We start from the raw sequence: 14,977 nt of genomic DNA on the forward strand, positions 1-14,977 counted from the left end.
AGGAACTTATCTTAATGTTTATGCAAGTATACGATTCACCATGTTTAAAAAAGATATGTTATTTCCAAGTATATTCATATTTATTGAGTGTACGCTTAAAAACGTTGGTATTACAGTTGAAAGCGATTCCATCTATCATAGCCAGCAACTGAATACCGTTATAATCAAACATTGCACTTTTATAAGTTGGTAAAAAGATATTTTTATTTTCGATCTTATAGAAATGAATATACAATATTTCTTCGATATTTGAATTACGATTTACAAGGAGCGTACAATAAGGTTCCGTTAGAGCGTTTTTTTGTTGCCTATTAAATGCGGGCAATGCTGTTTTCAAAATGGGTTCCTCCGACTTATTATGCCTAAATCCATCCCAACATTGATAAAATTTTCCGTTCAAGGTTTTCGGAGTCTGATATCCATTATAAACGGCGCAGGTGTTATAAAAATCAATATTTCGAAATTGCGTGGTATGAATAATGCGTAGTTGACGATACACAGGTACTGCTAAAATTATAGTTACAATAATTACAGTGCCGACCATAATGAAAAATTTCATTTTTTTCGCTTTTTGCAGTGTCATAATTAAGCTCCCGATGCAGAACCATATTGAAAAAGCAATAATGTATCATATATTATATAACTTAATTGGCATTTGTCAACCACATAAATGGAATAAATGGAACAATCTTTTCTTGCATTGTCATTACTCTTTCCCCTTTGGCCTATCCGGATAGGCATCCTCAAACTCGTCCAGACGTTGCACCGGTTCCTCTTTTGTAGCTTCGCTCCAACAGCCAGTCTTATCCCGTTGCAGCCTCCGCCTTCTTGTCCGCAATATCTTCTTCCGTAAACACAGTTTTCTGATTCGGCAGGGCGGGTTGCCGCTGCTTTCGCGGATGTGCTTTTTAACCGGCTTGCATTCATGCACCGGAGGGCTTTGGCAAATCAATTTTTCCTGCGAAAAAAACATCCAGAGTATCACTGTGCCCAGTTGTGAATGGCCTCCAGCTTCGTAAGACATTCGGCCTGTTTTTATGCCGTAAAATGGATTGAAAAAGCGCCTGCCACAGACCGCAGCAGGCGCTTTTTGGCGTATTCAGCTGTTTTTACGGAACGCATTGACAATCCAAAGGAGCACGACCGCACCGATGATTGCCACGATCAGGCTCCAGAGGTTAAACCCGGTGAATCCGGTACCGCCCAGAAGACTCATGATGATTCCGCCGATAAATGCACCGATGATGCCGACAACAATATTGGCCACTGGCCCCATCCGGCTGTCATTTCCGGTGATTTTGCTGGCAATCCAGCCTGCCAGTGCTCCGATGATGAGCCAGCCGATTATCCACAATAACCATGACACTGCGCAATCCCTTCCTTTCTGCTTTGCCTTTAGTATCTGATAGATTGCAGAGAATATACGTGCACGATGCCGTGAGCGATTTTCACAGAAATTTGTGTTATAATAGTAGAAAACACACAGTGAGGAAACCAGATGAGCTGTATTTATCAAATTCGGGAATGTATGGAGAACTGCACGGCAACCGAAAAAAAGCTGGCGGTGTACATTTTGAAAAATCCGGAGGAAGTAACGCAGAGTTCCGCACAAACACTGGCGCAGAATGCGGGTGTTTCACCGGCGGCGGTTGTGCGGTTTTCACATAAGCTGGGATACAAAGGCTTTACCGCGCTAAAGGTTGATTTGGCACGGGACAGTGCAGAAAGAATTTCCAATTTTGAAAACGGAATTTTTCAGCAGGATTCCATGCAGATGATCAGCCGAAAAGTAAAAGACCTGAACGGTTCCCTGCAGAGCCAAACATATCGGCAGCTGAATCCGGAGCAGGTGGAGCGGGCCGTACACGTCCTGCTGCATTGCCGGAATCTTTGCCTGTTTGGTGCGGGGGGTGCCGGTGTGGTCTGCCTGGACTTCATGGAAAAGCTTGCGCGGATTGCACGCGTGGGCATTTACCGGCGAGATTTTCGAGACCAGCTGGCCACAGCGGCGCACCTGGCGCCAGAAGACGCAGTGCTGGCGGTCAGCTACAGCGGCAAGGCAAAGGATACGAATGCCGCGGTGCGCCTTGCCAAAAAAGCGGGGGCAAAGGTCATCGCCATTACGCCGCGCGCGGATACCCCATTGGCAAAATTGGCGGATATTCTGCTTCCGATTCCGGTCGCGGAAGAAGACTTGCAACTGGGTGCCATTGCGGTTCGCAACGCGTCCCTGTTTCTAACCGACTTACTGTATTTGGGAATCGCCCGGCAGGAAACCGACCGGACGAAGGTTTGCCTGCGGAAAACGGAAGCGGCGCTGCAGGGGCTGCGGGAAGCAGAAAGCAGTCCCCACCGGACAAGACCATAAAAGAGGATGCAAGCGTTTTACGCTGCACCCTCTTTTTTAGGCGATTATGAGGTTAGTTTCTGCCGACGGCGATGATTTTTTCCGCAACCTGTGGCGGGCACGGCTCATACCGCGCGAAAGCAAAGGTATAACTCCCGCGTCCCTGTGTGACCTGACGCAGGAAAATGGAAAAATCGCTCATTTCCGCCATAGGAACTTCCGCGGTGACAATCTGGTACCCGTTCTGTGCCGGTTCCATGCCCAGCACGCGGCCGCGGCGTTTGTTGACCTCGCCCATCACATCGCCCATGTTGTTGTCCGGCACTTGTGCCTGCAGCGTGCCGATTGGTTCCAGCAGCACAGGGTCTGCTTGCGGCATACCAGATTTGTATGCCAGAGCTGCGGCGGTTTTAAACGCCATTTCCGAGCTGTCTACCGGATGGTAGGAACCGTCGTAAAGCGTTGCGTGCAGCCCAACCACCGGGTAGCCCGCCAGCGGGCCTTTTTCCACGCTTTCGCGCAGCCCTTTCTCTACAGCGGGGAAGTAGCCTTTTGGTACGCTGCCGCCAACTACCTTTTCGTCAAAAACCAGATCCTCGCTGTCGCAGGGGCTGAATGCAATCCAAACGTCGCCAAACTGGCCGTGACCGCCGGTCTGTTTCTTGTGCCGACCCTGCACCTTTACGGCTTTGCGAATGGTTTCGCGGTACGGAACGCGCGGCGTTTGCAGAGCGGCCTCCACACCGTAGCGGCTTTGCAGACGGGAAAGCACAACATCCAAGTGCTGCTCACCCAAGCCGGAGAGGACCATTTCATGCGTTTCCGTGTTGTTTTCATAGCCGATGGTCGGATCCTCTTCCATCAGGCGGAAAATGGCCTGCGCCAGTTTATCCTCTTCCCCTTTCTTTTTGGGGATGACAGCCATGCGCAAAGACGGCGCGGGGTAGTCGATTCCGTCCAGTGTAACCCGGCGGGCAGGGGCGCACAGAGTGTCGCCGGTAAGTACATCGGAAAGCTTCAGTAGCGCGCCGATATCCCCTGCCGGCAGAAACGGCATTTCCTCCTGCTTCTTCCCGCGCATGAGCACCACTTTGCCGATGTGCTCGGCGGCGCCGGTGCGCATATCCAACAGTGTGCTGTCCGGTTCCACCTTGCCGGAAACGCACTTGAGAAAGCTGATTTTGCCGACAAACGGGTCGGCGATGGTTTTAAAGCAGATGGCAGCGGCAGCGGCATTTTCATTGACCGCGAGTTCCACCGGCTCGCCATTGACATCCGTGCCGATTTCCGCGGCTTTTTCGGCGGCGGAGGGCAGCAGCCAGGTAATGCCGTTTAAAAACTGCTCCATGCCGCGCATCAGCAGGGCATCCCCGCAGAAAACCGGCATAATGGTTCCAGCCTTCACACCCTTGGAAATACCAACGATGACTTCTTCTGGCGTGAAGGATTCACCGGAAAAATATTTATCAAAAAGTGCATCGCTGGTTTCCGCCACAGCCTCGCAGATGGCTGTGCGCAATCCCTGCAGGCGGTGGTCGCCCATGTCCGGCATTTCCACTTCAACCGGGGCGCCGTTTGCGTAGTCATAGGCTTTGTACTCCAAAAGATTTATGTAAACATTCGCGTTTCCATTCTCAAAGTAGGGCACCACCACCGGGCAGACTGCCGGGCCGAAGCACGCCTTTAAATCCTCAAATACCCGGTAGAACCGCGCGCTTTCATCGCACAGACCGTTGACGAAGAATGCTTTTGCTAAGCCGCGTGCGTCTGCCGCGGCAACGGCTTTTTCGGTGCCGACTGCCACACCGTCGCGTCCACTGACGGCAATCAGCACGCTGTCTGCAGCGCGTACCGCTTCCGCAGCGCCGCCCGCAAAGTCAAACAGACCCGGAGCGTCGAGCAGGTTGATTTTATGACCTTTCCATTCCAGCGGCGCAACCGCAGAAGAAACGCTCGCTTTTCGGCGGATTTCCTCCGGATCACAGTCGCAGACGGTGTTGCCGTCGCTGACTTTTCCCAAACGGTCCGTTGCGCCGGCAAGCTTTAGCATGGCTTCGGCAATGCTGGTCTTTCCGGCGCCGGCGTGGCCTGCCAGCGCAAGATTCAGAATAGCTTTCGCAGAATACGGTTTCAATTTTGGTGCCCCCTTCGTGGGTTGTCATTTTGAATAGTTATTTTATGAAAATATATTGCTATTATAGCGTAAATTACGACTACACGCAAGGGAATTTAGGAAATTGATATCATTTAAATAGATACGATAATGAAAATTTAGTCATAATTCTAAAGGCAGCGGCTCGCCGCGCAAAAGCGCAGGCCAGCCGCTGAAAAAGTGTGTTGTATTTGGTATTGGTATGTCAGGTGATGTCGGCACAGAGAACTTTGACAAGCGGAGCCTGCGTATTCTTGGTATCCTTTGGCAATATCATATTGACCTGATTTTTTTGGTCATAGCCGATTCTTCTGCTTTCTGTTTTCAGGTGCAGTGTTTTCGTTTCACGAGAGCCGTCTTTGTAAGTTGCAGTAATTTTTAAAACCGCGCCGTTGAACAGGTCATTTACCTTCTCCAGATTTTGTCCATAAAGAAGTCCCTGCTTTTTCTGTGCTGCGGAAGGAGGGTCGATTTTTGCTAATTCCTCTGCAGGCGCAAAAAGACCGTAGCTGTATTGTGCATTGTAGGAAACAGAGGTTTTCTTTCCAAGCATGGTTCCTTCAATATAAAAAGCTTCAGACGGTTTCAACTTTTTACCGTTGTCAAGATATTGCTGCCATGAAAAGAAAGAAAGAGTTTTGTCCGGTTTATGTGCTTTATCTTCTGCTCGCATAAACGCTTCTGCCTCAGCTTGCTCATCTTTAGATGTGAGTTCCTTGGTTACCCGTTTAATTTGATAAATTTTTCCGTGGTCAATTTGCATTTCCACATTTGCAAGGTTGGTTCCGCTTATGTGGAAACTGGCTCCGCTCTTAACCCCGTCATCACTTCCACTGCGCTCTGTTTCCAAAGCAAAGGCAATTTCGTTGCTGTTTGCGTTACTGTAGGTGTCACTTTTTTCAGAGTAAGCAGCCAGGGTAAAGCTGTTTTTGGTTTCAGGGGCGGAAGCTTCAATTTGCGTAATGTTGTACAGCGGATGCTGCTTTTCAAACGCCAGTCCGCGCTGTATCAGTTCCTTTTCAAACGCTGTTCGTTTTGGGTCGTTTTGCTGTTTTTGAAGCGTATTGCAATTATCGCGGTCAAGGGGAAACTTTTGATATAATTCAATGCAGAGCTGATTTTCATATGTGAGAGTCGCCGCTAAATTCTTTTTATAGTCATCCCGCGGCGTGATCTGGTATGTTTGTGTACGGACACTGCCGTCTAAAAAGGTTGCTTTTAAGACCATGCGTGTTTTAGAAAGGATTTGTACCATCTGTGTGGTGTCCTGTACCTGGAAATCATCCTCATTGATTTTTGCGGTTTCGGGGTTTTTTATAAAGTCGTCGAAATTTTTTGCTGATTTTAACGCTTTGTCCCGTGCTTCCCATGCTGTGTCGGTCAGATGCTTTGCAATACAAATTTCATAAGCATTCAGCTGTGCGGTGATATCATTCTTTTGATAATCAATGGTAAACGGATGGGCATACTGGTCAGTGTCTGACCAGGTATCCGGGGCATCGTTTTCGCCGGTTTTTTGAAAGAAAAACGCCTGTTCCTCTTTGTCCAGTGCAGAGGTGTCCAGAGAATACTGAACGGATTTTAGATTTGTTCCTTTGCACTGCAGGTTTGGCCGATAGGTGATGGTGACATAATTGCCCTGAGCACTTCCGGTAGACAGGCTCTCATAGAGTTCGTCCTGCTGCATTTGCAGCACGACGGTGTTGCCGCTTTGTTTGGTTTCCGCTGCGTAAGCCGCAAGACCGAAGGTGTTTTGTGCGGCTGCGGTGCTGGACGGGTTTCCGGCGGCTTGCGGCGTCACGTGTGTTCCTGCCGACTGCAGGTACGGAAACGCAATGGCAAAGGCTAAAATGCCGGCAGCGATGGCCGCAGGTTTTGCCACACGGCGGTGTTTGTGCGTACGCACAGTTCCTTTTCCGGTGAACTGCGACAGCGTTTTTTGGGTTAATGTTTCATCCGGCTTGATTTGGATGCACATTTCTTGATACTTGTTCTTCATCAGAAATCCCTCCTAAGTTTTTTTTCAGCAGTTCCCGTGCGCGGCACATCTGTGTGCGTACGGTTGCCGTTTTTCGCCCCAGAATATGGCCAATCTCCTCTGCGGAGTAGCCCTCCTGGTAGTACAGATGAATCACGTCCCGATACTTCTGCGGCAGCTTCGCGACGACTGCCCAAAGGTCGGAATCTTCCTCTGTTTCAAAGGGGATATTTTCCGTAAGGGCTGCTCGACGGCGGCTCCACGCGCTGCGGTGCAGGTCGCGACAAACGTTCACGGTGACCTGCAGCAGCCATGCCTTCAGGTGCTCGTCATCCGCAAATTGGGTGCCGTCCAAGTACAGCCGCAGAAATGCCTCTTGAAAAACATCCTCTGCATCTGCGCGGTTTTGGGTATGTACCAATGCCAGCTGAAACACCGGCGTACCGAACCGCTTGATTGCGCACTCCATAAACATTTGCGTGCGCATTGGCTCTTTTTTCATTTTTTCATCCCCTTTACCAAAGTACACGAAATAAACTGCCGAAACGCTACAGAAAAAAGAAAAAGCACCGGAAAATCCAAACGGAATTTTCCGGTGCTCTGGAGAGTCTTTCTATTGGTGCAGATGCCTGTTGCCTTCTCACTCGGACGTGCAGCCCGAACCTGCCGCACTTTTAAAGGTCGTGGCGGGCTTCGCTACCACACCCCCCGTCGCTTTCTGAGAAAGCGACGGAAAGCGCGCCCTCCGTGAGCTTCAGCACACTGCGTGCTTAGGGTTTGCGGAGTTTGGGAACCAGCCAGACGGCCAGCGTCCAGAATGCCTCGTAAATAACCAGACTCAGCGTGCTGACCTGCTGCATTCCCTGCTGACAGCACAGAAACGCTACCAGAACAAAGCCGAGCACCGCGCCGACATTCTGCAGCGCCACAGCCATCGAGATATTAGCCCGCTGACGAACGCAGGCGGTAATCAGCCGCATCATCGTGCTGGGCTTTCCACGGGTGGCCAGCAGGGCATGAGATTCCTCTGTCGGTTCTTTCACTAGGGATTCATATACTTGTCCGAGGCGTTCCGGCAGAACCCGTACCGTATGTACATCCAAACCAAAAAGTGTTGCGGTAAACGGCGCCGTTACGTTCGGGTCGTTGCTGCGGACAATCAGCGAAATGCCGTTGTCCTCCATGCGCTGCAGCTCCATGGTGCGGTGCCGGTCTGCACGGTAGGTGACAATGAACATCGCAACCAGCTCGCCGCCGACGGAAAGGTACGCCAGCTGCTTGCCGCCGCGGATGTACTTTGCCTCCAGCGCTTCGCTGGGCGGGGTGATGCTGTGGTGCTCCATCAGGCGGCGGTTGCCAATAAATACGCGCCGCCCGCCGACCCAGCCGGAAACGCCCATACCGTCTTCATACTGAATATTTTCTACCTTTGGCAAGCTGTCCATCCGACTTTGGATGATTTGCTCGAACAGGCTGCTTAATGGGCCGCCGGCTTTATGCATCAGCGCCGCCGCGTCCACAATGACATCGTCCATCTGCGCGCTGCCGAACGTCTTAATGCCATTTAAAATGACGCTGCCGCGCGGAAACAGATCCTTGGCGTCTACCATGACCGCATTGGTGTCTGCGTAATACTGTACGGCGGGAAAGCCAATGACCATGCCGCCGCATTGCGCCGCCACGCGGCTGATGCGGGAAAGCGGCAGGTTGACCGACAGCATATTCATAATTGGCACGCTGACGCACGTGGCCGCCGCAAAGGCAGTCAGGGCGCTGTTCACGTTGTGCGGCTGCACAAACAGCAGCATGACTAAGAACAGAACCAAGCTTGCACAGAACAGAACCGGCGCGAGGAACTGGCTGCTGCGGTCGCTGGGATCGTCACTGTACGACAGGCGCAGGAAATTTTTAAGGAAGTCCGTTTCACGCTGATAGGCAATCTCCGGCGCATCCAGTGTGACTCCCTCTGCCATCTGCAGGGCGGTATTGTGGTCGTCAAACTTTTCAACGGAATACGTTTTATCCGGAGATGTAATGTAATGGAAATTCTTGTTGACCCGGCGCACCAGTGTCAGCTTGCCCAGCGTGTTAAAGAACAGAGCGCCGCAGACAATCACCGAATACAGGTGCAGCTGCCCGTGCAGAATCTGGCTCTGCATAAACAAAGCGGCAACCGCCTGCATAACGCCTGCAATGCTTGCCACGGCAACGCCGGTGTCGGCATTTGCGCGCAGCTTAAACAGGGCTTTCAGTCCGTTCAAAATCGTGACGCCGCAGAAACCGACGGAACAGGATAGGAAAATGAGATTGCAGATGAGATAAGCGGTGATGTTCAGCGGCGGCATACCGAACAGACCAAATTCACCAAAGATTCCGAAAATCAGTTCCAAAACAGCGCAGATGCCGGTGACGGTCAGCCGGAGCATCAGCTCCCGCATATCGCCGCCAAGCTGATGGAAAATAGAGGCCGCGTCCTCGCGGGAATTGTAATCCTCCACTTCGTCGGTTGACGCGGGCTTAGCTTCCTGTATCGGAAGCGGAATGTTCAGCGCTTCCAAATCATCGAGGTCTGACGGATCTGGCTGGCTGGCGCGCGCCTGCTGTTCCATCTGTTCCGTCTGCTCCCGTGCGGCGCGGCGCAGAATTTTCCGCTTCGGCTGCTGTGGGGTTTCGGCGGGGGCGTTCGGATCGATTTCCTGCACCATCGCCCGCGCGGCTGCCTCATATTTGCGGTAAGTGGGCTGCTCTTGTGCCGGCGGAACCGGCGCGGAGCCGGGCAGCGGCACTTCCGCCGCAGGGCGCGGCGCCGGCTGGGTTTCGTCTTCGTTTGCAAAGCGGTCAGGCACCTGTACCGGTTGCTCCGGTTCTTTTGCAGCCGGATGCGCCTGTGTAAACGGCACGACCGGTGCTTTTTCCCGTTTTGGCTCCGCTTCCTGCGGCGGCACTGACGAGTCCGCTTTTGGCTTGACCGGCTGCACCGCCTCTGCCGCAGGAAGGCGCGTGATATTTTCTGCCTCGTCCGGCGGTGCCACAGGGACTGCGGAACCACTCGGCATGGGCGCTTCCCGGCGGCCGAGGCGCGGATATTCACGCGATTCGTTAAAAAGCGGGGTGGTCAAATCCTGCAGAGCCAGAATATGAACCGGTGTGCCGACCGGCCGATAGGTGACCGGCGCGCCGGTCTGTACGGAATGTTCGGGGGTCAGCGGTTCCTGAACCGCGCGCAGAGGCGCCGGGCGCTCTGCGGGTTCCTGCATGGGGTGGGGCACCGCTTCTTTCTGCGGAACTGACCGCGGCGGCTGCGGCTCCCGCACCGGAGCCTGCGGGGTGTCTGCCGCTTTTGGCGCGGCGCCGGTGCGGATGCGTTCGGAATTCACGCCTTTCGCGGCGGCTGCCTTTTTAATTTCGTCTAAGCTAATGGCTGTCGTAATGGAAAAGATATCTTCCTTTCCCACATCGGAAACGCCGCTTTCCTTGACCACCTGGCTGACGCGGCGGCGGCGCTCCTCATGCAGCTGCTTCAGCTTCTGCTGCAGCGCTGAGTCGTCCGCTGTTTCCTCGGTGCTGCCGTCAAACAGGTAGGTAAAGGTGCCTGTCATTTCACTGGGCTGTTCGGTCGGCTGCACAGGCTTAAAGGAAAGGGTTTCCTCGTACTGTTTCTGGTACTCCTCCAGCGGTTTCAGTTCCAGACCGTAATAGGGGTCGTTTTCCTCTGAAAATTCCTGTTTTCTGCGGCGGCGTTTTATTTTATCCTGTTTTTTCAGGCTGCTTTTCCGGTTCTTTTTTTCTGCGCGGCTTTCCGGCTGCTTCTGTGCAAGCCGATCTGCCTGCGCTGCGGCTGCAGCTTTGGCAGCGCGCTCGCGTTCCTGCTGCTCCTGCTGCGCACGCTGCAGCGCCGCCTCTTTGGCCTGCTGTTCCTCACGCACTTTCTGTGCGCTGGTGGAAAAAGTCATGGCGTCCGCCATGGGTTCTTCCTCTGGCTTTTCGGCGGGATTCGGCGTATTTACTTTCTGTTCGTCCATACTGCTACCCCCACTTTCTATTTCGAGTGGATTCCTGCACGCTGGCGCGCCACCTCATAGCAAACGACGCCGCAGGCGACGGAAGCGTTCAGGGAGTTGATTTTTCCTTTCATGGGCAGGGAAATGACAAAATCGCATTTTTCTTTGACCAGGCGGCTGACACCGAAGCCTTCGCTGCCGATGACCACCGCACAGGGGCCGGCGTAGTCCACACTGCACCACGGCTCGCCGTCCATGTCGGCGGCGTAAAGCCACACACCCCTTTTTTTCAGTTCGTCCAGCACAGCGGGCAGGCTGTTGACCCGCACCACCGGCACGTATTCCACAGCGCCGGCGCTGGCCTTGCCCACGGCATAGGTCAGCCCCACGCTGCGTCGCTTGGGCACAATGACACCGTGCGCGCCGGCGCACTCCGCCACACGCAGCACAGCGCCCAGATTGTGCGGATCCTCCAGACCGTCCGCAACAATCAGAAACGGTGCTTCGCCGCGTTGCTGCGCCAGTGCGAAGACATCGTCCAGCGATGCATATTCCTTGACAGAAGCCACCACCACAACCCCCTGATGGGCTGCGCCGCCGCACATGGCGTCCAGCTTGCGCGGGTCTGCTTCCTTCACCGGCACGCCCGCCTCCTTGGCACGGGCAATCAGGGCGCCAAGGCTGCCGCCGTGCTGCCCCCGTGCGATATAAAGTGCTTCCAGTGTGCGGCCGCTTTTAAAAGCTTCCGCCGCAGCGTTGCGGCCAGCGATGATGTCATCGCCGCGCACACGGTCGTCTTGCTCATTCCGGTTCGGTTTCATATTGGCTCCTCCAGATACTTTTCCCATAATAATTTATTATACCACAAGGCTGTCGCTCCTGCACGTTCTTTCAGAAAAAATGTTGAAGGAAGGCGCCACAGCGAGGTGGGGGGCGCGCGGGTTTTCCACTGAAAAAGTTTTCCCGGTGGAATGGTTGAATTTTCACGCAGAAATATAATTCTATAAAAGAATATACATACGGATTTTTCCCACGGAAACGGCGTTTATACAAAACGTATTTGCACAAGTTTACATAATCCAAGTGGAAAACCAGGTGGAGAATGTGGATAACTCTGTTGAAAGTGTGGATAACTCGCGAAACCAAGCCCTTTTGATAAATATGCACCTGCGGTGGAAAACAGATTATGTAAACAAAAGGGCAGCGCGCCCCTTTAACTTTCCGTATTTTCATGCTATACTGAGAGCAAATTCCGCCGCGAAACACTTTGTTTCGCTGTATTATAACATTTTTTACAGATATTTTAAATCCCCACATTTTTCCGCGAAAAATTTCCGCTGTACGGAAGGAAGAAAGGAGTCTGTTGCTTTGAATCTTCGCAGAACCCTGCTTTGCGGGCAGTGTTTCCGTTGGCGCGAAATCGCGCCGGATGTGTTTGCCGGCACCGCCGGCGGTCGCCGTCTGGTCCTGACGCAGCAGGATCTGCCGAAACTGGAGCAGAATCCGTTTTGGCGCCGCTACTTTGACTTCGATACCGATTATGAAACCCTGCGCGGTCAGCTTGCCGAACTGCACCCCAATCTGCGCGAGGCAGCCCGGCAGAGCGCGGGCATCCATATCTTGCGGCAGGACCCATGGGAAGCGCTCTGCTCGTTTATTCTGTCGCAGAATAACAATATTCCGCGCATCCAGGGGATTGTCAGCCGCCTTTGCCAAGAGACCGAAGAGCCGCTGCCACACGCGGCGTTTCAGGAGAGCGCCGCCGCACATCCGTTTCCGCGTCCCGAAACGCTGGCCGGGCTGACAGAAGCACAGCTCGCGCCGCTGCGATGCGGGTTTCGGGCACGCTATCTGCTGGATGCGGCGCAAAAAGTGGCAGACGGCACTGTGCCGCTGGAGCAGCTGCGTACGGTGCCGCTTGCCGAGGCGCGTGCTGCGCTGATGCAGATTGTCGGCGTGGGGCCGAAGGTGGCGGACTGCACGCTGTTGTATGGGCTGCACCGTATGGAGGCGTTTCCGGTGGATGTTTGGATGAAGCGTGCCATGGCGCAGTGGTTTCCGGGCGTGGAGCCGGCGGCGTTCGGTGCGGCGGCGGGGCTTGCCCAGCAGTATATTTTTAATTGGGCGCGGAACGGTGTCGCGGCAGGCTGAGAATGCTGCTTTTGTGTCATTGCGCGATAATCTTTTAACAAATTCGCGGTTCCGGCAAGTTTGTGTTCCTTTTTGGGCATAACTGTTGTATAATAAAAGTGCGAAATAAGATTAGGAGTGTGAAAACCATGGCATTAGTAAACACCAAGGAAATGTTTAAAAAGGCTTACGAGGGCGGCTATGCAATTGGCGCTTTCAACGTAAACAACATGGAAATCATTCAGGGCATTACAGAAGCGGCAGGAGAACTGAAAGCCCCTGTAATTCTGCAGGTTTCCAAAGGCGCGCGCGCTTACGCCAACCCCACCTATCTGGTGAAGCTGGTCGAAGCGGCTGTTGCTGAAAATCCGGATATTCCGATTACCCTGCACCTGGATCACGGCCCGTCGTTTGAAATGTGCAAAGCCTGCATCGACGACGGCTTTACCTCTGTAATGTTCGACGGTTCTTCCAAGCCGTTTGATGAGAACGTCGCCGAGGCTGCAAAAGTTGTGGAATATGCACATAAATATAATGTAACCGTGGAGGCCGAGTTGGGCACGCTGGGCGGCGTCGAAGACGAAGTTTCCGTTGAAGCCGACAAGGCTATGTACACTGACCCCAACCAGGTGGAGGAGTTTGTCAATCGTACCGGTGTTGACAGCCTCGCAATCGCCATTGGCACCAGCCACGGCGCATATAAGTTTAAGCCTGGCCAGGATCCGAAGCTGCGCCTGGACATCCTTGAGGAAGTTTCCAAGCGCCTGCCCGGTTTCCCAATTGTTCTGCACGGCGCTTCCAGCGTTCCGCAGGAATTTGTCAAGATTATTAACCAGTACGGCGGCAATATGCCGAATGCCATCGGCATTCCGGAAAGCGAACTGCGCAAGGCCGCAAAGATGGCTGTCTGCAAGATTAACGTAGACTCCGACATCCGCCTTGCCATGACCGCTTCCATCCGCAAGTACTTCTCCGAGCATCCCGACCACTTTGACCCGCGCCAGTACCTTGCGCCCGCTCGTCAGGCAGTGAAGGACATGGTTGCCCATAAGATTACAGAGGTCATGGGCTGCGACGGTAAAGCCTGATTTTTTGATAGAAACAGAACAAGCCCTTCGGTTTTGACACCGAGGGCTTGTTTTTTTGCTTCTTTTGATTTTGAGGGGGTTTTCTGCTGCTGTTTTTCGCTTTTGCTGCTTTTTGCAGGCGATTTTCCGCACTTTTCCACGCATCGGTTGAAAACTCTGTTGAGAGTGTGGAAAGCTGTATAAATCATTTTAAATTATACGAGACGTAATTTCACAAAGCGAATCTCTTCCAACAGACCCAAAATTTTTTACAGTGCAGCAGCAATCACACCCACCAAACCAATGAAAGAACCCTGGACGCTTATGGCGGTATTCCGCTTTTACGTCTGCGAAAAAGCGAGAAACTGCAGAATCTTTTTGCCGTCCTGCAGGGCTTTCCGATACATTTGGTCAATGCAGCTGCGGTCTTTTGTCAGCGTCTGCATTCCGCAGCAGTCGTCCGGGGCAACCAGCAGTACCCGACCGTCCTTTGCATATTTCTGCGCCAAGGCGACGCCGTCATTGTAGGTTTGGTAGCGCAGCCGCAGCGCTTCGGCCGCCTGCGGGTATTTGCGCCGCAGCAGGCGCGCGGGCAGCGCGTCATGCTTGGGTTCGCGCAGGGTGGCTTCCGGCTTGGTGAGAATCACGACTACTTTTTCGCAGCCGTCATCCAGTGCCTTCTGCACCGGCACCGGGTCGGAAAGGCCGCCGTCAAAGTACGGCACGCCGCCAATTTCGTACGGTTTGCAGACCACCGGAATACAGGAGGAAGCCATCATAATCTGGTAGTTGTCCTGCGCAATGTCTTCTTTTCCGAAGTAAACCGGCTTGCCGGTCAGCGCGTTGGTTGCCACGACCTGCAGAACCGCGTTTGACCGCGCAATCGCGGCGTAGTCCAGCGGATCCTCGCCACTTTGGTTTGCCAATGTTCCGTAAACATACTCCAAATCAATGTAGGAGCCTTTGCGCAGAAAGTTGCCAAGGCTCATATATTCCTTGCGGAAGGAATACTTGGTGTAATACCGGTAGTTTCGGCCGTGTTGCTTTGCAAAGTAGGCGCCAATATTGGCGCTGCCCGCAGAAACGCCGATTCCGTAATCAAACTGGATTCCATTTTCCAGGCAGTAGTCTAGTACGCCTGCGCCATAAACACCGCGCAAACCGCCGCCCACATCCACAACCCCGATCATTTTCCACATCGCTCCTTCATTCTGTTGAAACAGTGGCTGCCACCCACGGTGTTTCTGCAACAATTCGTATAAAACTGCAAAAAAATACAAAAAGTTTATTTTGGTTCCTGCA

General features: G+C 53.0%; 11 protein-coding genes. 3 read left to right on the forward strand and 8 right to left on the reverse strand.

Annotated features, from left to right (window positions below):
• Positions 1-58: 58 nt before the first annotated feature.
• Both PXC00_RS00530 and PXC00_RS00535 read right to left on the reverse strand, forming a co-directional pair.
• Positions 59-583 (reverse strand): hypothetical protein, encoded by a 525-nt coding sequence (locus PXC00_RS00530; protein WP_275844907.1) that lies wholly within the window; start codon positions 581-583, stop codon positions 59-61.
• Positions 584-1,099: 516 nt separating this feature from the next.
• Positions 1,100-1,354: a GlsB/YeaQ/YmgE family stress response membrane protein gene (locus PXC00_RS00535; protein ID WP_275844955.1), complete on the reverse strand. Its 255-nt coding sequence runs from the start codon at positions 1,352-1,354 to the stop codon at positions 1,100-1,102.
• Positions 1,355-1,498: 144 nt separating this feature from the next.
• On the opposite strand from PXC00_RS00535, the gene PXC00_RS00540 reads away from it, so the two are divergent.
• Complete coding sequence (locus tag PXC00_RS00540) at positions 1,499-2,368, forward strand: MurR/RpiR family transcriptional regulator (protein ID WP_275844906.1); 870 nt, start codon at positions 1,499-1,501, stop codon at positions 2,366-2,368.
• 52 nt (positions 2,369-2,420) lie between these two features.
• Here the strand turns inward: PXC00_RS00540 and PXC00_RS00545 are convergent, their stop codons facing one another.
• The 5 genes from PXC00_RS00545 to rlmB form a co-directional block, all read right to left on the reverse strand.
• Positions 2,421-4,481, reverse strand: a complete 2,061-nt coding sequence (locus PXC00_RS00545) for an elongation factor G (RefSeq protein WP_275844905.1) — start codon at positions 4,479-4,481, stop codon at positions 2,421-2,423.
• A gap of 223 nt (positions 4,482-4,704) precedes the next feature.
• Positions 4,705-6,498, reverse strand: a complete 1,794-nt coding sequence (locus PXC00_RS00550; protein WP_275844904.1) for a hypothetical protein — start codon at positions 6,496-6,498, stop codon at positions 4,705-4,707.
• Positions 6,452-6,979 (reverse strand): RNA polymerase sigma factor, encoded by a 528-nt coding sequence (locus tag PXC00_RS00555; protein ID WP_275844903.1) that lies wholly within the window; start codon positions 6,977-6,979, stop codon positions 6,452-6,454. Before PXC00_RS00555 ends, PXC00_RS00550 begins: the two co-directional genes overlap by 47 nt.
• Before the next feature lie 268 nt (positions 6,980-7,247).
• Entirely contained in the window at positions 7,248-10,499 is a 3,252-nt protein-coding gene (locus PXC00_RS00560; protein ID WP_275844902.1) for a hypothetical protein, read from the reverse strand.
• A 17-nt stretch (positions 10,500-10,516) separates the two neighbouring features.
• Positions 10,517-11,299, reverse strand: coding sequence for a 23S rRNA (guanosine(2251)-2'-O)-methyltransferase RlmB (gene rlmB / locus PXC00_RS00565; protein WP_275844901.1), 783 nt, complete (start codon positions 11,297-11,299; stop codon positions 10,517-10,519).
• 547 nt (positions 11,300-11,846) lie between these two features.
• Here rlmB and PXC00_RS00570 point away from each other — a divergent pair.
• Positions 11,847-12,629, forward strand: coding sequence for a DNA-3-methyladenine glycosylase family protein (locus PXC00_RS00570; protein ID WP_275844900.1), 783 nt, complete (start codon positions 11,847-11,849; stop codon positions 12,627-12,629).
• Positions 12,630-12,757: 128 nt separating this feature from the next.
• Entirely contained in the window at positions 12,758-13,696 is a 939-nt protein-coding gene (gene fba / locus PXC00_RS00575) for a class II fructose-1,6-bisphosphate aldolase (protein ID WP_275844899.1), read from the forward strand.
• Positions 13,697-14,016: 320 nt separating this feature from the next.
• Here the strand turns inward: fba and PXC00_RS00580 are convergent, their stop codons facing one another.
• Positions 14,017-14,874: a patatin-like phospholipase family protein gene (locus PXC00_RS00580; RefSeq protein WP_316935031.1), complete on the reverse strand. Its 858-nt coding sequence runs from the start codon at positions 14,872-14,874 to the stop codon at positions 14,017-14,019.
• Between the last annotated feature and the right edge of the window lie 103 nt (positions 14,875-14,977).

Origin of the sequence: Caproicibacterium argilliputei, from assembly GCF_029211325.2 — a bacterium.
Lineage (GTDB): Bacteria > Bacillota > Clostridia > Oscillospirales > Acutalibacteraceae > Caproicibacterium > Caproicibacterium argilliputei.